Annotated in this window: 15 protein-coding genes and 2 pseudogenes; 16 read left to right on the top strand and 1 reads right to left on the bottom strand. The window is 46.3% G+C overall.

Annotation, left to right across the window (positions count from 1 at the left end; translation table 11 throughout):
* Positions 1–59: 59 nt before the first annotated feature.
* The 11 genes and pseudogenes from ADA01nite_RS22805 to ADA01nite_RS03595 all read left to right on the top strand — a co-directional run bounded on the left by ADA01nite_RS22805 (position 60) and on the right by ADA01nite_RS03595 (position 16,549).
* Positions 60–719: a benzoate/H(+) symporter BenE family transporter gene (locus ADA01nite_RS22805; RefSeq protein WP_170230136.1), complete on the top strand. Its 660-nt coding sequence runs from the start codon at positions 60–62 to the stop codon at positions 717–719.
* Complete coding sequence (locus ADA01nite_RS22800) at positions 662–1,324, top strand: benzoate/H(+) symporter BenE family transporter (protein WP_170230135.1); 663 nt, start codon at positions 662–664, stop codon at positions 1,322–1,324. Before ADA01nite_RS22805 ends, ADA01nite_RS22800 begins: the two co-directional genes overlap by 58 nt.
* Before the next feature lie 291 nt (positions 1,325–1,615).
* Positions 1,616–3,418 (top strand): sigma-54 interaction domain-containing protein, encoded by a 1,803-nt coding sequence (locus tag ADA01nite_RS03630; RefSeq protein ID WP_146808544.1) that lies wholly within the window; start codon positions 1,616–1,618, stop codon positions 3,416–3,418.
* Between the two features lie 99 nt (positions 3,419–3,517).
* Positions 3,518–4,264, top strand: a complete 747-nt coding sequence (gene larB, locus ADA01nite_RS03625) for a nickel pincer cofactor biosynthesis protein LarB (protein ID WP_146808543.1) — start codon at positions 3,518–3,520, stop codon at positions 4,262–4,264.
* Positions 4,265–5,068: pseudogene (gene larC, locus ADA01nite_RS03620) on the top strand (nickel pincer cofactor biosynthesis protein LarC); the annotation flags it as partial.
* 24 nt (positions 5,069–5,092) lie between these two features.
* Positions 5,093–5,278: pseudogene (locus tag ADA01nite_RS23000) on the top strand (SDR family oxidoreductase); the annotation flags it as partial.
* A gap of 358 nt (positions 5,279–5,636) precedes the next feature.
* A complete protein-coding gene (locus ADA01nite_RS03615; RefSeq protein ID WP_146808541.1) occupies positions 5,637–6,884 on the top strand; it encodes a YbfB/YjiJ family MFS transporter in 1,248 nt (415 codons plus the stop codon).
* Between the two features lie 83 nt (positions 6,885–6,967).
* The gene (locus tag ADA01nite_RS03610) at positions 6,968–7,156 is read left to right on the top strand and encodes a hypothetical protein (RefSeq protein ID WP_146808540.1); all 189 of its coding nucleotides are present in this window, start codon (positions 6,968–6,970) and stop codon (positions 7,154–7,156) included.
* Between the two features lie 109 nt (positions 7,157–7,265).
* Positions 7,266–12,998, top strand: coding sequence for a S8 family serine peptidase (locus tag ADA01nite_RS03605; protein WP_146808539.1), 5,733 nt, complete (start codon positions 7,266–7,268; stop codon positions 12,996–12,998).
* Positions 12,999–13,270: 272 nt separating this feature from the next.
* On the top strand, positions 13,271–14,182 hold the full coding sequence (locus ADA01nite_RS03600; protein ID WP_170230134.1) for an alpha/beta fold hydrolase: 912 nt from the start codon (positions 13,271–13,273) through the stop codon (positions 14,180–14,182).
* Positions 14,183–14,353: 171 nt separating this feature from the next.
* Positions 14,354–16,549: a sensor domain-containing protein gene (locus ADA01nite_RS03595; RefSeq protein WP_146808537.1), complete on the top strand. Its 2,196-nt coding sequence runs from the start codon at positions 14,354–14,356 to the stop codon at positions 16,547–16,549.
* 16 nt (positions 16,550–16,565) lie between these two features.
* Here ADA01nite_RS03595 and ADA01nite_RS03590 read toward each other — a convergent pair whose 3' ends face one another.
* Entirely contained in the window at positions 16,566–16,952 is a 387-nt protein-coding gene (locus tag ADA01nite_RS03590) for a hypothetical protein (RefSeq protein ID WP_218029526.1), read from the bottom strand.
* A gap of 196 nt (positions 16,953–17,148) precedes the next feature.
* Here ADA01nite_RS03590 and fadH point away from each other — a divergent pair, with 196 nt between their 5' ends.
* The 5 genes from fadH (at position 17,149) to ADA01nite_RS03565 (ending at position 22,950) form a co-directional block, all read left to right on the top strand.
* On the top strand, positions 17,149–17,913 hold the full coding sequence (gene fadH, locus ADA01nite_RS03585; protein ID WP_146808536.1) for a 2,4-dienoyl-CoA reductase: 765 nt from the start codon (positions 17,149–17,151) through the stop codon (positions 17,911–17,913).
* A gap of 149 nt (positions 17,914–18,062) precedes the next feature.
* Entirely contained in the window at positions 18,063–19,313 is a 1,251-nt protein-coding gene (locus tag ADA01nite_RS03580) for a DUF445 domain-containing protein (protein WP_146808535.1), read from the top strand.
* 100 nt (positions 19,314–19,413) lie between these two features.
* Entirely contained in the window at positions 19,414–20,709 is a 1,296-nt protein-coding gene (locus ADA01nite_RS03575; RefSeq protein WP_146808534.1) for an ATP-binding protein, read from the top strand.
* A gap of 12 nt (positions 20,710–20,721) precedes the next feature.
* On the top strand, positions 20,722–21,606 hold the full coding sequence (locus ADA01nite_RS03570; RefSeq protein WP_281285969.1) for a response regulator: 885 nt from the start codon (positions 20,722–20,724) through the stop codon (positions 21,604–21,606).
* A 267-nt stretch (positions 21,607–21,873) separates the two neighbouring features.
* On the top strand, positions 21,874–22,950 hold the full coding sequence (locus ADA01nite_RS03565) for a D-alanine--D-alanine ligase (RefSeq protein WP_146808533.1): 1,077 nt from the start codon (positions 21,874–21,876) through the stop codon (positions 22,948–22,950).
* Positions 22,951–23,111: the final 161 nt, after the last annotated feature.

Raw genomic sequence — 23,111 nt, 5'->3', positions numbered from 1 at the left:
TATTCCCCGGACCTGTTATAAGGATAAATCTTATGAAGCGAATTGGAGGAGCTATTATTATGCCGATTGAACCGGGAACTAATGTTAGAAAAAATATGCGGGATTTTTTTCTTCATTTATCTCCTGCGAGGGCTGGAACCGGATTTGTTGCGGCTATGTTCAGCATTATGGGTCCGGCCTTAATCGTAATGAACGCGGCTAAGGAAGGAAATGTTCCCTTAGAGCAGGCGATTTCATGGCTTTTCATTATCTATGTTACAGGCGGGGTATTTACGATTATTCTATCCCTGCGGTATCGTCTGCCAATTGTAACCGCTTACACCATTCCGGGTGCAATTCTGATAGGAAGTGCTCTAAAACATATCCCCTTTAATGAGGCGATAGGGGCATTTATGATTACTGGTGCCATCGTAACCATTCTTGGGGCATCGGGTTTAATTAAAAAAGCCGTCGAGTTTTTGCCTCTTCCGGTTATGTTGGGGATGATTGCCGGAGTTATTCTTTCTTTTGGTCTTAACGTCATTAAATCCGTAGTGGAAGAGCCGGCTGTTGGCGGTAGCGCTTTTGCCGTATTTTTTCTCTTCATGGCTATGAAAAAATTTCCAAGTGGGTTCCTCCTATTCTTGGAGCCATGCTGGTGGGAGGTTTCATTGCTACATGGATGGGCAAAACAAACTGGAGTGCCCTTGAGTTTTCCCTTGCCACTCCCATTATGGTAAAGCCGGAGTTCAGTTTTCAGGCGTTTTTCGAACTTACCCTTCCGTTGATCGTTCTAGTGATTGGTGTTCAGAATATTCAAGCGATCGGGGTTCTTTATGCTGTAGGTTATAAGCCTCCCGTTAATGCGATATTTACCGTGCCGGGAATTGGCACATTATTGAATTCCCTGTTTGGAGGACATCCCTGTGTTATTGCTGGCCCTAGTACAGCGATCTGTTCCAGTGATTCTGCTGGCGAAAACAAAGATTTGAGGTATATAGCTTCCGTTGTAGATGGACTATTGTGGATTTCCTTTGGACTCATGGCAGGGATGGCTATTGTAGCGGCAACCATTGTACCCAAACAGTTACTCGCAACACTAGGTGGACTGGCGATGTTTGGGGTGTTCCTTACAACTTTTTCACAAGCATTTTCAGGAAAGTTTAGATCAGGGGCCATGGTTTCATTTCTTATTTCGGCCGCTAATGTAACTGTGCTAAAGGTTGGAGCTCCGTTCTGGGCTTTGATTGTGGGATTTATTGTCACGCTTTTGCTAGACCGTGATGATTACACTTTGATTAAGAATAGATCAGATAGGGAAGACGAGGAGCAAATCGCTGTATAACAATAATGCTCGGGTGTTTGTTAAAAAACGGTTAGATTATCCTTCAAGGTAATTTAAACATTCGAAAAACTATGTTAAGAGTAAATATTTTTTCATTGAAGGAAATGTATCCATATGTTAGATTGTTATGTACGAACGGGGCTTTTTCGAGCTTATGGCAACGCTTACTTATTACCCGACTAAAAGGCAGGATGTAATGATATGTTTCTTAATTTTTAAACTAAAACTACATAAGCAGTTTTAGAATTAATAAGTAGGTGTAAGGGTCTTTGGAGTAAAGGAGGAATCGTAATGCTCCTGTCAGAATTTGTACGAAGTCCGAAATATACTGTCGATCTCAACCTGTTACAGAGCGATTCACAGCGAGTGATCTCGAAAATGAAAGCCTTATCTTTGTTGGAAGCTCCTGTTTCAAATGAAGGGAGATGGGCAGGTATCTTTCGAGTTTTCCCGTCTGTTCAGGTTTTTCCTTCTGGATCGACGGTACAATTTACGGAATTTGGCGTCTGGATGGATGACGCTCCATACCTTTACGCGGACACAGAAATCAAAGAATGGCAGTTTTTAACGGATCACAATATTATCGGTGTGGTTAATAAAGAAGAAGAGTTTCTAGGAGTTATCTATGTTGCTGATTTGCAACGGGAGATTCATAGCATGTACAAGAAAGCTTCAGAACGCAATAGAGAAATGGATGCGATTATTGATAATGCCTATGATGGCATTTTGATTGCTGATGCTCTTGGATATGTGACACGGGTAAATCCATCATTTTGCCGGTTGACCGGTGTCAACGAACAATCCTTTGTCGGTGTACACTTGACAGAGTTAGTGAAACAAGGAATTTTTAAGGAGCCATCGGTCACCTGGCAATCGTTACAGGAGCGTAGAGAGGTGTCTGGCCTTCAAAGGTATCCCACCGGGCAGGAACATCTGGTAACCTCTGTTCCGATTTTTGACCAAGCTGGAAAAATACAGGGTGTGGTAGCTAATGTCCGGGACATGTCGGAGCTATCGCGTTTACGGGAAGAATTGGCAGAAGTTCAAGATCAAAGCCAGCTTTATAAAACCGAGTTATCAAACCTTCGTAAGCGGGTGTTTTTTGACGAAATTGTGGCCGTTTCTCCACAGATGAGAAATGTGAGGGAGTTGGCTGAACGTGTTGCGAATTTTGATTCTACTGTTCTCATATTGGGAGAATCAGGTGTTGGGAAAGAAGTGATTGCGTCTTTGATTCATAAGTCCAGTGCCCGTTCCCAAGGCCCTTTTGTAAAAATTAATTGTGGGGCCCTCTCGGAGGAATTGCTTGAGTCTGAATTATTTGGATATGAATCGGGTGCGTTCACTGGGGCGAGAAAGGCTGGTAAGATCGGACTGTTTGAAGCAGCAGAAGGGGGCTGTATCTTTCTTGACGAGATTGGTGAAATGTCTCCTGCGCTTCAAGTTAAAGTGCTTCGCGTTCTCCAGGAACAAGAGTTTACCCGTGTTGGCGGTGTTGAACCGATTCAGGTCAATTGCCGTATAATTGCAGCTACACACCGGAATCTAAAGGAGCAGATTCGAAAAGGTCTTTTTCGTGAGGATTTGTATTACCGATTGTATGTGGTTCCACTCCACATTCCTCCCTTACGTGAAAGGAAGGAAGACATTCCTGCCATGTTACAGTATTTTTTAAATAAATATAACCAAAAATACGGTACACAAAAGACCATTCATCCTGTTGTAATTCAACTTCTGCAACATTATTCTTGGCCAGGCAATGTAAGGCAATTATCAAATCTGATCGAACGTATGGTTGTAACCATTCCTGAAACCGTTATTTGTGAGCACCATTTACCCGAAGACTTTTTTAACTTGGAAAACTCATCTGAGGATTCATCCCTAGATGTTTTGAAAAAAACAGGAAATAGACATATCTCAATAAAGACGAAAGTGCCCAACAAGAGCTTAAATGCGTTTAATGAGATGGAACGGGACATAATCATCCAGTCTCTTTCCCGCTTTGGATCTATAAGGAAAGTTGCACAAGCTCTTGGAGTTTCCCACACAGCTATTATAAAAAAAATGAAAAAGTACGGGATTGAGAAAAATTAGCAAATTTTATTTTTCTTTCAATCATTATTATTGCAATGAAATTAATGAAGGGTTCGGGAAATAAACACATACCTAATCCGGAAAAGTGAGGATGCAGATATGAGTCTAAAGGATATATTACGTCGTGTACGAAACGGTGAGCTATCGGTTGAGGACGCGGAAGCGGAGATCTGTGGGTTCGAGGATTTGGGATTCAGCAAAGTTGACTATGCGCGGGAAGCACGAACGGGGTATCCGGAAGTCATTTTCGGAATGGGAAAGACAGCCGAGCAGGTACAACTGATTTTTTCCAGGCTCTACGCAAAACATGGAAAGAGTATGGTCACCAGAGCAAATGAGGAAATGTATGAGCTGGTGCGACAGATTGCTCCGGATGCTGTTTATGACCCGATATCACGTATGTTAACCGTCGGAGGAGGAGAACAGCGGTTTCCGGGAACAGTAGCGGTACTTTCTGCAGGAACTGCTGATCTACCTGTAGCAGAGGAGGCAGCTAAAACGGCCGAGTGGATGGGAAATGTTGTTGATCGGATCTACGATGTGGGTGTGGCGGGCATTGATCGATTGCTCGCACAACGGGAGCGGATTCGAAAAGCTAGTGTAGTCATTGTCGTTGCCGGTATGGAAGGTGCATTGGCAAGCGTTGTTGGCGGTTTGGTTCGACGTCCGGTAATTGCTGTTCCGACCAGTGTTGGATACGGTGCACATTTCTCAGGATTGACACCGCTGCTTTCCATGCTCACATCCTGTGCATCAGGTGTGATGGTGGTGAATATCGATAACGGTTTTGGAGCAGGAGTTTCCGCTTCGATTATCCAACAAGCGATTTTAGAAGGAGGAAAGTAAATGAGGACGCTATATTTGGATTGCGTCTCCGGTATTAGCGGTGATATGTTGCTGGCAGCGCTCGTAGACCTCGGTGCCGACCTGGAGTATGTAAAACGTGAATTGATGAAACTACCAGTTGATGAGTTTGATTTATGGGTAGAAACCGTGGATAAGCGAGGAATTGCGGCAAAAAAGCTGCATATTCGTTTGCCGCAAACCGCTGCCCATCACCATACTCACGCTCACGATCATGCACACAGTCACGATCCTGATCACTCACACAGTCACGAGCATCATCATGCACACAGTCATGATCATCATCATGATGGCATCTATGAGCATTTACATGAGCATCGCAAGGCAGCCGAAATTATGGAGATGATTCGGGAAAGCGATTTGCCAGAGCGGGTAAAATCGCGCAGTTTATGCATTTTTGAAGCCATTGCTTTAGCTGAGGGCAAGATTCATGGGATTGACCCCATGGAAGTGCATTTTCATGAAGTCGGTGCGATGGATTCAATCATCGACACCATCGGGATATGTCTGGCCCTGGAGGATCTCGATGTCGATAAAATACAGGCGTCGCCGGTTCCCACTGGATACGGAAAATTGAAAATGGCTCACGGACTTTATCCTATTCCTGCACCGGCTACGGCGGAGTTGCTTAAGGGAATCCCTTTAGCGCCTTCGCATTCGCATGGTGAACTGACAACTCCCACAGGGGCGGGGATTCTTAAGGCTTTAGTGACGCGATTCGGACCGCTTGAAAACATTACTGTGGAACAGATCGGATATGGAGCCGGAACAAAAAATTTCGAGGTACCCAACGTAATCCGGGTTTTACTCGGCCAAACAAATGAACCCGGAACAGGAAAAGTTTCCGTTGGAGAAGAACTGGCCGGGGGAGAGATTCCACGCGAAGATGTAGCTGCTACAATCGTGGCCGTACTCAATGAGGAACATACATTTAAACGCGGATTTGATCTTATTTCCGGTGAAACCCCCATTGCCGATGCGCTAAAAACAATATAAATTATCTCTTAACCTATTTTTGAAAATATGGGCAAACGGCATAGACAAAGATTGATTTTTTTGAATTTTCAAGGATAATAGAAACAAAGGGATACGGTTCCATGCCGGATGCAAGGGATATCACAAATACGAAGATGCTTTTGAATGGTTAAGCGTATAACAGCTAAAAATCTTCGATATCTGAAAAACCAGTTGGACGTACACAACTGGTTTTCTTATGCTCAGATAGCATCTTTACGTTTTGTTATCGTCATAAAATTCGCTCGTTTGTAAGCTTACAACACCGTCGTTCTCTAAAGGTCACGTGCTTTATTTTTAATTTATAGATAATTCTAAATTTTATTTAAGGGGTGGATTGATGGGTCAGGAGCAGCAAATTTGGAGGTATGCCTTCGCGAGTGCGATGGTGACGATTAGTACTCTCGGCTTTGGCAGGATGTCTTATGGGATTCTAATGCCCTTTATAAAGGAGAGTTTATCACTTACCTACGAACAGGCAGGGTTGTTGGGCACATCAACTTCGATCGGGTATTTGGGGATGGTGTTCTTTGTCGGTATTTTCGCTACGAAATGGGGCTCGAAGCGGCTGGTAATTCTGGGGACGTTACTTGTGGCCTGCGGGTTGCTGTATTTGTCCTGGATTACAAGTTATCTTACCTGTCTGGCAGGTATGGTGCTTATCGGTATCGGTACGGCTCTTACGTATACCCCGTTGGTTAATATTGTCGTTGGATGGTTTCCGCAGCAAAGAGGGATGATGATAGGATTTCTCGCTAGTGGAATAGGAATAGGGACGCTGATCTCAAGCTCGCTCATACCACTGTTTACCACTTGGTTTTCTATCAGCGGCTGGCGATACCTCTGGCTTTTATTCGGGCTGATTTCTTTGCTATCTGCCCTTGTTGCCCAGATAATCCTTCGAGATCCGCCAATACCTTTATGCCGAACGGCGAAGAAAGATGATTCTCTTCTTCGCGGGGTGTACTTACATAAAGGAGTATTGTTGGTAGCCATCATCTATGGATTCATTGGCTTTGCGTATTTAATTCCACAGAACTTCCTTTTTAGTTTTATTTTAGAAGCCCGTATTGATCGGTATTCAGCCGGTCAAATAATGGCCTTGGGAGGTTTTATGTCCATTTTTAGTGGGCCATTGTGGGGAACTGTTTCAGACAAGATTGGGCGAAAGAAGTCCCTGCTTATCACGCTTTTCTTAGGGGCGATTGCGATGCTGATTCCCATCATATTCCCCGTACGCTTCGGGTTTTTGATCAGCCAGTTCCTCTGGGGGATTACGATTGTAGGGATGCTTTCTCTCATTCAGGCTAGCTCGACAGAGCAGATTCATCCATCTTATGCGCCCATTGCCTTAGGATATGTAACGGTATACTTTGCTGTAGGACAACTGCTTGGACCGGGGCTTGGCGGCTGGATGATCGACCATTTTGGGGGAATTCCTTCGGCATTACTGCTTTGTGATGGGCTTCTGCTCCTGGCTTTTCTGTTATCCACGCAATTAAACAAAGAAGTAGCGAAAGAACGGATGATTCTCAAGAGGGTTCATGATTCTTCAGAAAGTGAAGAATTAAAATTAAATAAATATTGACAAAAAAAGAAGAAAAATATACATTATTGATATTGATTATCATATTCATCTTATTCATACAAAGTAAAGCAGAGGTGAAAAAAGTGAAGGTTACGAATGAAATCGTGTTGAAAAAAATCGAAGAATTGTATAAAAGCCTTTTTCAGCATGATGGATTCGGCGAATTACGGGTGGAAATGAAGATTTTAAAAAGGGGACAAAAAGAGGTTATTATTCATTGCGGCAAACAGTATCGTTATGTGGTGGACACTGCTTCGGTATCAACGATGTGAATACAATTGAAGGTCGGTTCTGTGGGTGAACTCTTCTTAAAAACTTATTTTTTAAGAAGAGTTTTTTGTTTTAAAAAGAGAGAATTACGCTTTTTGAGGAGAGGTGTATATGTTAAAAAAGAAAAACTGGCACAGGTTTGTCGGCTCGCTGTTGAGCTTTGTCTTTGTTTTTACCATGCTTTTCCCCTTAGGAACAGGGCAAGCCTTAGAGGCAGAGAGTGTCCTGGAGACAACAGCCGCTTCCGATGAAGAGAATCGTCTTGCAGATGGAGAAGAAACGACTTCCGCTGATAGTATTATCGTAGATCCGGTGGAACCAGGGGAGCTTAATCCTGAAATAATCGCTTCAGAGAAAGAGAGTCCAGGTGAAATTATTGTTAAATATAAAAAAGGAAAAGAGGAGCAGGCAAAGTCTACCCTTGCTGTGATGGGAATAGAGGAAGTAGAGCAATCAGACAGCGGAATAAGTCTATATACCCTGCAACCCGGGGAAGATATGGCGCAAGTAATAGAGGAGCTGGAACAAAATCCTGCTGTTGAATATGCGGAGCCTAACCAGGAATATACGGTGTTTTCCGATATATCCGGTCAGGAGGCAATTACAGATGAGTATTTCGATCAGCAGTGGGCGCTGAAAAACATAAAGGCAGAAGAAGCCTGGGAAAAAGTGAAGGAGCTATCGGGCACTGTGAAGGTTGCTGTTATTGACACAGGCGTAGACGATAGCCATCCGGATCTAGAAGACCGTGTATTGCAGGGGAAAAACTTCGCTGAAAGAAAGTCGGATGGTACGTTATATCCGGAGAATCGCGACAGTAAGGATGATCATGGACACGGTACCCAGGTAGCCGGTATCATTAGCGCTCTCTATAACAATCAAAAAGGAATAGCAGGGGCTGCCGGATTGGCTGATGTTAAGATATATCCCGTTAAGGTTATGCATGATAAAGGAGCCGGAAGCACGTTTGATATTGCCAACGGAATTCAATATGCTGCCGACCAGGGTGTTGATATCATCAATTTGAGTTTGGGTGGAAAATATAGCCAAGCGATTGAGCAGGCAGTCAAGTATGCCCAGAACAAAGGAATACTTGTCGTCGCCGCTGCAGGAAATTCGGCTACCAATGTAGATGCTGTATACCCGGCGGCGCTGCCCGATGTGGTAACGGTAGGCGCCATCACACAGGATAAAGATAAAATCGCCGATTTTTCCAACCAGGGAAGCGCCCTTGATGTCGTAGCACCGGGAGTAGATATCATTACTACGACGATAAAAGAAAAAGGGACGCTGGGTGATGAAAGCAAAGGATACTATGCGAAAGTAAGCGGTACATCTTTTGCCGCACCTTATGCAGCAGCGGTAGCGGCGCTATATAAGCTACAGAACCCGGGAGCGGCTGCTTCGGATATCGCTTACGCAATGACGGCGGCAGCTACCGATTTAGGTACGGCCGGACGTGATAACACATACGGGTACGGTAAGCTGAATGCGGCGAAAACACTTGATCCGCTCACAGATCCCGAGCAGCGGCCCGCTATTGAAATTCTCGAACCGGCAAAAAATGGTCATGTTATGGGAGAGGTATCCATTCAAGCACGGGTTTCCGGCGAAACTATCAATACGGTACGTTTTTACCTCGACGAAGTGAATGAAGAGAAATTAATTGCGCTTGTTAATAAGCAGGGAGAACAGACGCTTTATAATACGACATGGGATACGAAAAAAATTGCCGACGGTTCACACACGGTATGGGCGGTTGCATCGAATGGAGAGACGGAAATCGGACGTACAAGCGTGCCTGTCATCGTAAATAACAGCCCGACAAACGGTCTCATGCTGAATGTGCTTGACCCTGAGGGGAACAGAGCTCCGGGAGCGAAAGTAAGCATCTATACAAAAGTGCCTGTTGCACAGGAAGGAACTCCGGTACCTTCTTCTGCCACTGCTCCCTATACGTATAAGTTATTATGGTCTGGCAGCACAGATAGTTTGGGAGTCGTACGAGTGCCGGGAACGATTGTGACGGATTTAACGACGGTATCGATCGTCGTATACGGCGGCTTTGATTATGCGGATGCAGCACAAGGAAATACGGTATTTTTATATAATCAGACAGTCGAAGGCCCCGGAGTCTTTACGATCAGGGGAGAAGAAACGGTTCCGGTTACACTTAACACGCTTGGCGAAAATCAAAAGAAGCTGGAAAATACAAAGTATTTTGCAACCCTAATCGACGATAACGGTATAACCGTTGGAACGACCACGGCTCTAAATGAAGAAGATTCCGCTATTTCAACGGTTTTCATGAATAAGGGAAAATATAATTTGTTTGCCTACAATAAAGCAGCGGAGGCTACGTACTTCTTACATGAACGGGCAAAACAAATTTCACAAGCAACTACCATCGTATTCGACGGATCAAAAGCAGGTGAAGTCGGTTTAGCGCCAGGCAATGATGAGAATAAAATTGTGAATGGTATCCTTTACATGTTTAGTGAAGGAACGGAAGAAACCATCGGGATTAATGACGAAGCCCTTGTCGGTAGGAAGCTGCGGGTTACACCGGGATCTTATGATTTTTGGGCTGATGTTGAAGTCAAAGACCCGGCAGGCGGGCAAAACTGGATTTATGTATTCGGTACCGGTGAAACCGGGGAGAGATTGGTGGAGATTCCGGCAAACGGCAAGGTTTCAATACCTGTAGGCGGAACGCTTGCTCTCACAGAATTTGCTCCGGATGTAGAAGAGTTGAAAAATCAACTGAAAAAGGCGGGGAAAGAGTATGTGCCGCAGGAAGATGAGTTTACGGTCCAAAAAAGCTATGACTATTTCTTTACAAAGCATAAATTCACTGATGCATACGGCAATCTTCTTGTCGGTATGTATCGCGGTTCCCTGGAAGGCAGTGGATTGTGGAAAAAGCAGAATATGAACGGAGAAAATCCAACCGTCTCCCGACTGGATGAGCAAAGCAATAGCTGGCAGACGCAAGAATATTATTTTGGAGATATTTATCCTAACTTCAAAGTAACGCGTCAGGGTGGCTCTACGATATACAATAACAAATTCCGCCAGTTTTATTATTGGGCGTTCTGGGCGGTAGTACTGCCTACCGTTACACCGGGCAAGTATGACGTTGAGTTGAAGCTTCAGTACAATCCACTGGCCGGCAAAGAGCTAACCGGTCATATGGTGAATACGGTAAAAGATGACCGAAAATACAAGACGATGAAAACCACATTAAATGGTAAACCATTCGCAGCCAATGTCACGATTTATCATTCAGTAGAAGAAGGCGGCGAAATGATATGGGAGAAGTCGTTCGCAGGTAAAGCCAATGCTACTACAGGAGAGCTTGCCATTGAAGACAACATTAAGCTATCGAGTAAAAAGAACGGAAATCTGGCAAAAATCATCTATATTCTAACAGACAAAGAGTATGGGGCCGCCAATAAAGGTGAGTATTTGTTCGCCTTCCGCCAATTCACAACGCTTGATGAACTGCAAGAGATAAAGCTGGAGAACATGCAGCGGGTTGAAATCAATGCGCAAGATCAGGACGGAAAAGCGATACAGAATCCAATTCGGCGGGACCGCGGCATTATTTTCCCGGGACAGGTTGAGGGACAGAAAGTTCCTTTCTATCAATTTACCGGCAACGACTATAAAAAAGAAGTTGCATGGTTGGAGCCCGGTACGTATCACTTTGACGGTCATTACATTGTTGGAACTGGAGAAGGAAAGAAAGTGAATTATTACCTGTTCCAAAAAGATGTGATTGTTTCCGGTAGCGAAGGAGCGGTAAACAAAGTATTGCTGGATGGTACCGATACAGCAAAAATTGTTTTTGAACCTGACACGGCGGGATATCATGATTTCAGAGGAGTCAGTCTTTTCCCGTTTAACCCATATCGTCATGAAATGAATGAACTTAACACCGTAGGTCATACTTTCTACTTAGCTGCGGATATTCCATATCATCTGGATACGAAATTAACGCTGGGAGATAAGGAGAATCCGGCGTATACATGGAATTATTTCCTGGAAGAAGCGAAAGAGCAGCCATTTGCACGCGGGACAGAAAAAATCTGGCATATCGGCAAGTTTGTACCGCAATTATCGCTCGATAAGACGACTATAAAAGGCACAGAAGCGGTAACCGGACGTTCCGGAATTGTGGACAAACATGGAAACAAGGTTGTCTACACATTCATTGATAAAGATAGCAGTTGGAGCGCCGCTGCGGGTGAGGCAGAGAAACAAGGTTCACTTGCTGTCCGCTTGCAGGCGAATGGACAGATCAAAGTCAATGAGGATGTAGAATATAGCATCAGCCATGAGGAAACGAAACCCGCTGGCCCGTCCGTAACGGAAATCTATCCATATCTTCGTGTCTACAAGAAACAGGCGGATGGAAAAGAAACAAGAATTTTTAATGAGAGCAAGCCTGCTTATTATGATGGCTTTAGCGAATCGTTGGGGAACCTTGGGCCAGGAAATTACCGGGTGGAAGTGGCATTTGCTTCCGGGCCGAATGGACCGGTGACTACCGCGCTGCAAGAGGGCACATTTACTGTGCTAGGTAGCGGTAGCGGCGGCTCGGGTAGCGGTGGATCTGGCGGCGGCGGTGGAAGCGTACAGCCGACACCTGATCCGGCTAAAGAGGGGACGAAGTCAGTAAGCGATAACCAGATAAATCAAGCGGTGAAAAACGCGCTTGATAACAATGCATCTGTCATTCGTATCGAATCAGATAAAGCAGCGGCCGTTTCGCTGACAATCAATCAACTTAAAACAATTGAAGACACGAAAAAAGCGTTGGAGATAAAATTCAATGGTGTTACGTTTACAATTCCTTCTGCCGTACTTACCGGATTGCCGATAAAGGATGCAGCCACTATTGAATTCTCGGCTACAGCTTTAAATGAGGCAGATGCGAAAAACGTGACAGACGCAGCAGAGAATGCGGCGATGGTTAAAAAAGTCGTCGGAGCCATTTTTGAACTGCGGGTGACTGCGGTTACGAAAGCCGGTGAAGCTGTAGGTATCAAAACATTTACAGAGCAGTTACAGGTAAATCTTCCGGTTCCGAAGGAGGATCAGGCCGCCGCACTGGCCGGTCAGGTTCATGCGCACCGTTTCAATCCGGATACGAAGAGATGGGATTATATCGGAGGGACGTACAATCCTGCTACTCATACGATCAGCTTCGTCACCAGCAAGTTTAGCAGATTTGCCCTGCTGATTACCGATGAGGTTATGCAAACGTTTGAGTTAACTGATTTGAGAGGTCACTGGGCGGAACAGGATATTCAGTTTATGGTTAGTCAAGGATATGTGAGAGGCATAGGAGACGGCAAGTTTGCTCCGAACAGCCCGATTACCCGAGCCGAGTTCACGGCTCTGCTGACGCGCATCTTAGGACTTCAGGAAGATAAAGACAGCGCGATAACGTTCAAAGATCTCGGCCCTGGACATTGGGCTTACGGCTCGGTGCAAGCTGCAGCCAAAGCAGGATTCATCAGCGGTTATAAGGATGGTTGTTTCTATCCGGATCAGAAGATTACCCGTCAGGAAATTTCCGCTTTGATAACCCGTGCTCTAAAGTATAAACAAGTGGAGAATGAAATAAGTGAGCAGGAGAAGAGCGAGGTGCTTGGCAAATTCAAGGATCGAAAAGAAATTTCTCTATGGGCAGAAAAAGAGGTGGCCGCAGCAGTGAAAGCAGGTATTGCGGTAGGGCGAAAAAGCGATGAATACGCTCCGCGGGCTGATACCACCCGTGCAGAAGGCGTGGTGCTGCTGAAACGGGCTTTGGACAAAATAAATAAAACAAAATAGAGAAGGAGCTTTATTTTCCTGTGAAAATCGTGAAATAAAGAAAGAAGGGAAGGAGAGAAAAAAGATCCAGGGAAGAAAAAGGCGTTCGCCTTTTTCTCCATTGAAATCATCCTTTCTTTCCCTTCTCTCTTTTTGTTCGTACCGCAAAAGTCAGCTGTCCCTCCTATGATTTTCATGTCGGCGTTGCGGCTGAAAAGCCATGGTTGTTTTCTAGAAATATCATGGTATCTTATTCTATAATAAGCAAATTTTTGGGAAGGCAGGGGAATGGCATGAACTACGATAAATTCTTGGACCTGGCACCGTCCGATGAGCGGTGGGGACATAACGAGATTGTATGCGATAGCGGAATCAAACTGCATTATGTTCGTCAGGGGGCAGGGAAACCGGTACTTCTGCTTCACGGTTGGCCGGGATTCTGGTACGATTGGCGCCGCGTCATTCCCGCCCTGGCAGAGAAGGCGGATGTCATCGCTCCGGACTTCCGCGGATTCGGAGCATCGGATAAACCGGACCTTCCTCCGGCGGAAGGTTATACTCCTCAAGCGCTCGCCGGAGATATCCTATCGCTGATTCATCAGTTGAACTTAGAAAATGTTATGCTTGTTGCCCATGATATAGGTGCTACGGTAGCGCAGACATTGACCCGTATGATTCCCGAGAAAATAGATTCACTTGTTTTATTGAATCCTCCCTATCCGGGAATCGGCAGCCGGAGATTTGACCCGGCGGTACAGGGGCAATTCTGGTACCAGCACTTTCATAACCTTCCCTGGGCCGAGGAGTTGGTTGGCTATGACCGGAACACAGTAAAGATGTATTTGAGCCATTTCTATCATCACTGGACAGGAAAGAAAGAAGCGGTCCGTCCTGCCGAATTCGAACATATTGTGGATGTATACGCTGCACCGCAGGCGTTTAAATGGAGCATCGCGTATTACCGGGCACGTGCGGGTGCAAGGGCCAAAGAAGCGGGCGCAGCACCTGAGACAATGAAAATCGTACAACCTGTCAGCGTACTATGGGGTGAGGCGGACCCGGTCATTTTGGCCAGCTGGTCCGACCGTCTGCATGAGTATTTCAGCGACGTACGACTTCATATACTGAACGGTGTCGGACATTTCGTGCCTTTTGAGGCTCCGGATAAAGTGGTGGAAGCCATCACTTCATTGCACAGCAAATAAATACGATAATATAAGTACAAGGCTGGAATAAAGTGAAACGCTTGTTCCGGTTTTGTGCTTTTTTTCATATATTTAAAGGAAAATTTGTGCAAATTATTGAAATTAATCTTGCATTTCGTTATAGTTCAAGTAAAATATACAGTCTTTTCTCCTAAAGAAAAGGGGTACCATATGCTTACATTCAACTCCAGCAGTATTCGCGCGATCACGATACTGAATCATCTGCTAGGCAAATTGCAGTGCAGAGATTTGCTAGAACCATTGATTGATGAGGTGATTACCGAATTAAAAGAAGCTCTTCGGGAAGTATCCGAGCTAAAGTGGGCGCTCGATGTCTCAACCATAGTAGCAGTAACGGATTTGAGTGGCAAAATCGTATATGCGAACGACAAGTTCTGCGAGATTTCAGGATATAGCCGGGAAGAGTTGATTGGGCAGAATCACAGGATTGTAAACTCGGGATATCACGACAAATCTTTTTTCCGTCAGATGTGGCAGACGATCCGAGAGGGAAACATATGGAACGGAGAGATAAAAAACAGAAGAAAAAACGGTTCTTTTTATTGGGTAAATACAACCATTGTGCCGTTGATGGACGAGCAGGGCAAGCCTACGCAGTATATTTCATTCCGCAATGATATTACGAAAGGGAAAGAGGCGGAAGAGAAGCTGCGTCAAGCATTGAAAAACGATTTCATTCGCACGGTAAATGCACTGCATAATTTTGTGTTTAAGCTAAATCAAAGGGAAGACGGTTCGTTTATCTATGTGCTGTTTGAGGGGAAATTGGCCAAACAGCTTGGATTAACAACGGAGAAGACATACGGAAAAACCCCGAATCAGGTTTTTCCTCCGGAGACGGCAGAAATATTGGAAGCGAACTATCGACGCGCTTTTCAAGGTGAGAGAGTTACTTATAACTATCGATATAAAAACCGGGATTTTCAGACATCTCTTTCTCCGATTATAGAGGATGGTCGGATTATCGAGATTATTGGCTCTACAAGCGAGATTACGGAGCTAAAACGAGCGGAAGAAACAATCCGTCAGATGGCCTATCTCGATGCGTTGACCAGTCTGCCAAATCGACGGATGTTTATGGAGGATTTGGCAGAAGCGCTGTCCCAAGCAGAGGTTTCTTCGAATGAAATCGCCGTGTTATTTCTGGATCTGGACCGTTTCAAGCAGATTAATGATACCCTCGGACATACAATAGGGGACCATCTGCTGAAGGTGGTGGCGGACAGGCTGCGTACACAGAGCGGAGATGATTGCAAGATCTACAGACTCGGTGGCGACGAATTTGTCGTATTGTTGCCCCGTATCAAAGACGAAGCGGAAGCTACGTATGTGGCCGGAAGGTTATTGGATTTATTCCGCACAACATTTAAATGGGATCATTACGAATTTTTCATTACATGCAGCATTGGTATTAGCATCTATCCGTTTGCGGGAGCGGATATCGAGTCATTGATGAAGAATGCGGATACGGCGATGTATCATGCTAAGAACAGCGGACGCAACGCTTACCGTTTGTATACGCCCAAGATGAATGTGGAATATGACGAGCATCTGCGGCTTGAGGTTCATCTTCGCAGGGCGGTCGAAAAAAGAGAGCTTCAGCTGTATTATCAGCCGAGAGTAGATACAAAAAGCGGACAGATAAAAGGAATGGAAGCGCTGTTACGTTGGATTCACCCGGAGATGGGGTTCATATCCCCGGCTAAATTCATTCCCATTGCAGAAGAGACAGGACTTATTGTGACGATTGGCGAATGGGTGATTCGCGAGGCGTGCGAACAAAATCGGCGCTGGATCGATTGCGGATTCCCCCCGCTCCGTGTCAGTGTGAACGTCTCGGGACTGCAGTTCCAGCAGGCGAATTTCGTAGAATTGGTTCGTTCCATCCTGGAGGAAACCGGGCTTGACCCTTGTTATCTTGAGCTTGAGATTACTGAAAATAGCATGATTAATGATGTGGAAGATAACATTGCCACACTGATGCGCCTGCGCGAGATGGGCGTATATATTTCCATTGACGATTTCGGGACCGGGTACTCTTCGTTTAGCTACTTAAAGCGGTTTCCCATTCATGCGCTGAAAATCGACCAATCGTTTGTGCGGGACGTGGCAACGGATAAAAATAATGCCGCAATTGTAAAGGCTATTGTCCAGCTTGCGCATCATATGAATGTAAGTTTAGTTGCGGAAGGCGTAGAGGATGAGGCTACCTTCCGATTTCTTCAGGCAGAGCGGTGTGATGAAGTTCAGGGGTATTTCTTCAGTCGGCCGCTGCCGGCTGAAGAATTTGAACGGATGCTTGCCGCCGGAGAATTTATAACGACAGAGAAGCCAGGGAGCGAGTGATCCCTGGCTTCTCCTGTTAGTTATATTCCACTTCCCCGTGCTTCATGGCTACCAGTTTGCCCCGTGAAAGAGACATCATCAGAATGGCAATCATCTCATGCATGATGATCGTATGGTGGTTATTCGATTCCTGCATATAAGTACGGAGGCGTTCGCGGACTTCGGGTACGCCTGTAACCTCGATGATAATATCCACTTCTTCCCCTTTTCGCGCCAGTTCCATAAAGTCGATCGTGACCGGAATGCCTTTTTCTTTTGCCAGTACCATGCCCGGAGCGTCTTCGTGCAAATCGGCTACACCCAGTATCTCAACGAAGGGCGCTTCCGCCAGCTGACGCAGCAGTGGCGTGCCTGTCTCGCCCCCGCCAATAATAACGACGCTAATTTTTCCATCTTTCATCATGATTCTCCTCCCCGTATAGTGTTTGTATACATCCCATATTTTCAAATTATATAACCAGAGTTTGCCATTAACAATGACGCTCAATGACGCTGTTTGAAAAATTTATAACATTTTACTAGATGAGTATTCATTCATTTTCATTTCCAGCATTTTGTTTTAAAATTAACAGTATTCAAATTAAGAGGAGGGGAAGCATATGGAAGGAAAAGTGGCGATTGTGACCGGAGGATCGAGCGGTATGGGAAAGGCGATGGCCAAGAAATTCGCAGAGAAAGGTGCGAAAGTGGTCATTACCGGCCGCAATCCAGAGAATCTGGAACAGACCAAACAGGAAATCCAGCAAACAGATGGCCAGGTGCTGTGTGTACAGATGGACGTGCGTAATCCGGAAGATGCCAGGCGCATGGTGGAGGAGACGAAGCAGGCATTTGGAACCATCGATTATTTGGTTAACAATGCGGCTGGTAACTTCATTTGTCCGGCGGAGGAATTATCCACAAACGGCTGGAATGCGGTTATCAATATCGTACTGAACGGCACCTGGTACTGCTCGCAGGCGGTCGGTAAAGAGTGGATTGCGGCAGGGCGTAGTGGCAGCATACTCAATATGCTTGCGACATATGCGTGGCTGGCGGGCGAAGGTGTGATTCATTCCGCTTCCGCAAAGGCCGGGGTGCTGGCAATGACACGAACACTGGCAGTGGAGTGGGGGAAACGATATGGCATCCGGGTCAACGCGATTGCACCGGGACCGATTGACAATACCGGTGGAGCGGCCCGGCTGTGGGAGTCGGAAGAGGCGGCCCGCAGGACGCTTGACAGTGTACCGCTCGGCCGTCTCGGACAGCCGGAAGAAATCGCAAATCTTGCTTATTTCCTGCTGTCTCCGGAAGCGGAATACATAAACGGCGAATGCGTAACGATGGACGGGGGCCAGTGGCTGAATCGTCATCCGTTCTAGGCAGCCGTTATATTCGGTTGTATAGAAAAACAGACCAGCTTCACCGGAAACGGGAAGCTGTTTTTTAATTATATTAGGAGCGTCAGATAGTTTGTGGTAATCTGTTTATGAATGTAAAAAAGCAAATACAGTAAAGAGGGATAGATGGAATGTCAGGAGAAGCAAAACATATTGCGGGAATTTCACTTGGCGTAATGGCGGCTGGATTCGTCGCCACGCTGCCGTTTTCGGAATCGCTTGTGGCAAAGGTTCTGCAGGGCGGTTTTGAAGCCGGATTGGTCGGGGGACTGGCAGACTGGTTTGCTGTTACGGCGCTGTTCCGCCATCCGATGGGAATCCCGATTCCGCATACGGCGCTTCTGCCGAAGAATCGCAGGCGTATTACTGATGCGCTTGTTCACACGTTGGAAAACGACTGGCTCAACAAAGCCAGTATAGAAGAAAAAATCAAGCAGGTGCATGTTACGGAGAAAGTGCTAAACCTGCTTGAGAGTAAACTGGACACTACGCAGGTGCGCAGCGCGCTTAGGGCGGTAAGTGAGCAGGTGATCCAAAACGTCGATATTGAGCCGGTATTGCCGGTGCTTGAGCGTAAGCTGAAAGACTATATGAAGAGTGTGGATACGGCCGGCCTGCTTAATGGGTTTGTTGATAGGGCGCTTGCCGAGCAATACGAGGAGAAAGCGTTCGATTTTCTGCTCGCAAAAGTAGGCGAATGGGCAGTAAAAAGCGAGACACGCTATAAACTGGGGGGTATTGCGCTTCAGGCGCTTGACAATATCGAACTGGATGGATTCATGCAATTCGCTTTAAAGTCGTTCACAGGTATGCTAAATGAAGAGAAGCTGGGTGGGATTCTGCAGAATCTGCTGCTGCGCGGCAGTGACGATTTGCGCCGTCCCGAGAATAAAAATCGCCAGGCGTTTCTTGCCTACGTGCGCCAGGAAATTGAAGAAGCGCGCCGTCATGAAGGGCTTAGGGCGACGCTTGAGAAGTGGAAGTACAACCTGGCGGAAGAGGTGCAGCTGCGCGACCGGCTTGCAGATATCGCGAACGACCTGCGGCAGCAGGCGCTTACGTTTGTGCAGAGTGATGCCTATCTGGATGAGTTCGCTTTACCCTTCCTGCGCCGCCTAATAGTAAAACTGCGTGCAGATGAGACCATGATGGCCCGGTTTGAAGCATGGTTGCAGCGGCAAATTGCTGTTCTGGTCGAGCAAAATCATTCGAAAATCGGCAAGCTTGTCCGTGAAAACCTGGACAAGCTCGATAACGAAACGTTAATTGAAATGATGGAAGAGAAAATCGGCAAAGACATTCAGTGGATCCGGGTCAACGGCGCGCTGTGTGGATTCTTAATCGGACTTGGCTTGGTTACAATAAAAACCCTGGTACAGTAGGAGCCGGTTATTCGAGGATATGATTGAAGAAGCCGCTTTTTCGTATCTCTACCCTCCAACTCTTAGTTTCTTATCTCTCTAGTTAAAGGAGGTCAGTATCGTGCGCAGCAAAGCGTTCACCATATTCACATTAGTCGCGGCCACGATGCTGTTTGGTGAATTGAAATACCAGCCGTTTCAAAGTGAGTTTCGCATCAGCTTCGGAAGCGGCATCTTTTTTTTCTGGCTGATCTGGTTTAGGGAGATACCGATTCTCCTGGCATCGCTGCTTACGGGCAGCGCAGTTGTGCTTTTTCGTATCTGGCTTGATTTTATAGCATCAAACGGAGACTTTTTTCTGTACAAGAGCGCACTCACTCATGTACCTTCGTTTGCATTCTATTTGTTCTTCGGTCTGGTAATCTGGATGGGAAAGGCATGGCGCCACCTGAATTCCCCGCTTCGTCTGGGGCTTTTAGGGGCGGTGGCGGATTTCTCCGCGAATCTTGTTGAGCTTCTGGTGCGAAAAAGCCTTATGTATCAGGGCATTTATTTTGTTTTCGTTCCGCAGGAAGAATACCTGCTGCTGATTCTTGCGTTTGTGCGCAGCTTTTTTATCGTGGGCTTTTTCAATATTATTCAAGTGCGGCATCTCCGTGAAATCAGCAGAGAGCAGCAGCTACGCTTCGAGAAAATGCTAATGATCAGCAGCGACCTTCATGTGGAGGCGCTTTACCTGAAAAAGGTAATGGGGCATATCGAACAGGTGACAAGGAACGGATATACGTTATATCGGGAGTTAAAGGCGCGGGAGGCGGAAGGCGTGCTTCCTGAATCCGATCCGCCGCTTTCCCGCCGTGCGCTCAGCATCGCAGAGGAAGTGCATGAAATCAAAAAGGACTCTCAGCGCATTCTAAGCGGAGTGAGCAAAATCATCCAGCAGGAGCGCGTCGTACAGCAGTTGACAATTGAGGAGATTGTTCAACTGGTAGTGAACACAAACCAGAAGTACGCCCACATGCTGGAAAAGGAAATTGCATTTACAAGCAACGTACGAACATGGCTTACGACCCGTCATGTCTATTCGCTCTTATCCGTACTGAATAATCTGCTGTCCAATGCGGTCGAAGCAATTGAGCGGACAGGCTCGATTACGCTTCGCGTATATGAACATGAAGGCGCATTAGTATTTCGCGTGAGTGATACGGGGGGCGGGATTGCACCCGGGGATGAAGCGTTTATTTTTATTCCCGGATACACGACCAAATACGATGAGCAGGGCAACGCGTCTACCGGCATCGGCCTTGCGCACGCCCGGGATGTGGTGACAAACCTTGGCGGTACGCTTGAGGTGGTACAGGGAGAAGCGCCGGGGAAGACCATATTTGAAGTTCGGATTCCGATACACAGGTTATAAGGGGTGGAAGAGGTGAGATTTCGCTTTTTTATTATTGATGACGATCCGTCTTCCCGCAAAATGCTGCATAATGCCATTGAGCATGAAGATTTAGGTGATGTGGTGGGTGAAGCGGAAGACGGATTCGGCGCAGAAGCGAGCATTATTCTCAAGAAGTGCGATATTGTGCTCATTGATTTGCTGATGCCGAAGCAGGACGGAATTGAGACAATTAGCCGACTGCAGGAGATGGGATATGAAGGGAAATTCATCATGATTTCTCAGGTTGAGCACAAAGAGATGGTAGCAGAGGCGTACAGCAAGGGTGTGGAGTATTTTATCCATAAACCGATTAACCGGATCGAAGTGATTTCCGTTATCAAAAAGGTGATGGAACATATCCGTCTTGAACGATCGCTTGAAGGCATTCGCCATACGCTTTCACTGTTTGACACGCTTCCGAAAGAGCCGCCGGAGGTGCGAACCACTCCGTTTATCCGCAGCGTGCTGGCCGATTTCGGCATCCTTGGCGAATCAGGAAGTCAGGATATTATCCACTTGATTGAGTATTTACTAAAGCGGTACAGGAACGAGCGCGTAAAAGAATTTCCGGCACTCAAAGAGATATTTACCGATTATGTAACTTACAGCAGCGCCACTGATGTGCAGCGGGAGGTCAAGGCGATGGAGCAGCGAATTCGCCGTGCGGTGGCACGTGCCCTCCAGAATCTCGCGTCGCTGGGCCTTGAAGATTACATCAATCCGAAGTTTGAGATGTATGCCTCCAAATATTTCGATTTCGCAGACGTGCGCCAAAAAATGCGGGAGATTGAACAGAACGAGGAAGTATCCCGCGTGCGGCTGAACGTAAAAAAGTTTATTTTCACGCTCTATCTTGAGACGAAAGAACATACTTGAAGAACAGGGGAAGCACGACAGTGGGGAAATGGTGGGCCGGTTCGCGGAAGTTATGGTTTGGGATGGGATGCGCTTGAGCCGAAGATGAAAGAACAATAAACGTAAACCTCCGAAACCGGGGGTTTTCTTTTTTAAGAGATAAATCATATTCATCACGCAACGATGCCGAAAAACTGATATGATAAATACTGTTATCCAATTTTTCGATTTTTACATACGATGAAGAGGTAGGCGCATTGTGCCATATTAGATAAGGAGGCAATACAGGTGGCAACGAAACGGAAAATAGGTGTAATTTACGGTGGAAAATCAAGTGAACATGAAGTGTCCATTCATACGGCGCTGTCGGTTATTAATGCGGTAGACAAAGCTCGTTATGACGTGCTGCCGATTTATGTAGATGTAACAGGGGGATGGATTCAGGGGGCATGGGTAGAGAAGGAAATCACGCATGTCAATGAGCTCCGTTTTTCGCTCGATAAGCAGCAGGCGCCCGACATCTTTGCATTAAAACAGACTGTTGATGTGATATTCCCGGTCATTCATGGGCCAAACGGAGAAGATGGCACGCTGCAGGGATTCCTTGAACTCATCGATATACCGTATGTCGGCTCCGGTGTACTCGGTTCGGCGGTCGGGATGGATAAAGTAATGATGAAAGAAGTGTTCGGCAATGCAGGGTTACCGCAGGGCCGATATAAAAGTTATTTGCGCAGTGAATTGGAAACGAGAATGGCGGAAATTTGCGATGCAGTGGAAGCGGAGCTTGGTCTTCCGTGCTTTGTTAAACCAGCCAATATGGGTTCAAGCGTAGGCATCAGTAAGGCGAAGGATCGCACAGGACTCGAGGAAGCGCTGCGCTTTGCTGCGCGTTTTGATAGAAAGGTAATTGTCGAAGAGTTCATTTCCGGCCGGGAGTTGGAAATTGGCGTGCTTGGCAATGATGAGCCGGACACATCCGTTGCGGGCGAAATCGTATCGAGTAACGAATTCTACGATTATGAAGCGAAGTACAAGAGTGACGGTACCCGTCTCGATATTCCGGCCAACGTACCGGCAAGTGTTGTAGAGAGGATGAAAGAGCTTGCGGTTCGGGCTTTTCGCGCGCTGGATTGCAGCGGCTTGTCCCGCGTCGATTTCTTCTGGGATGAGAAGAATGACGCGCTGTACATTAATGAAATCAACACTTTGCCGGGCTTTACGCCGTTCAGTATGTATCCGATGCTGTGGAACGAAGCGGGTGTTGCGTATGCGGAGCTTATTGACCGCCTCATCGCACTGGGTATTGAGCGTTATGAAGAGAAGAAAGCCAACGCGCTTGTTGCCGAACAGTTTAATGATTAATTGACAATCGGGCACATCAATAACGGATCGTCAGGAACAGAAGAAAGGTGGGCACGTCACCAGGTTACGCTCCACACGGAAGGAGAAATGTCCGCTTCAAGCGTAAAATGGTTCCGGTACCCACCTCTTCTGTGAAAATCATGGAAAAGAAAGAGGAGAAG

Origin of the sequence: Aneurinibacillus danicus, assembly GCF_007991215.1 — a bacterium.
Classification (GTDB): domain Bacteria; phylum Bacillota; class Bacilli; order Aneurinibacillales; family Aneurinibacillaceae; genus Aneurinibacillus; species Aneurinibacillus danicus.
Note: the sequence above shows the minus strand (reverse complement) of the source record. Positions and strands in the feature narration are given on the sequence as shown.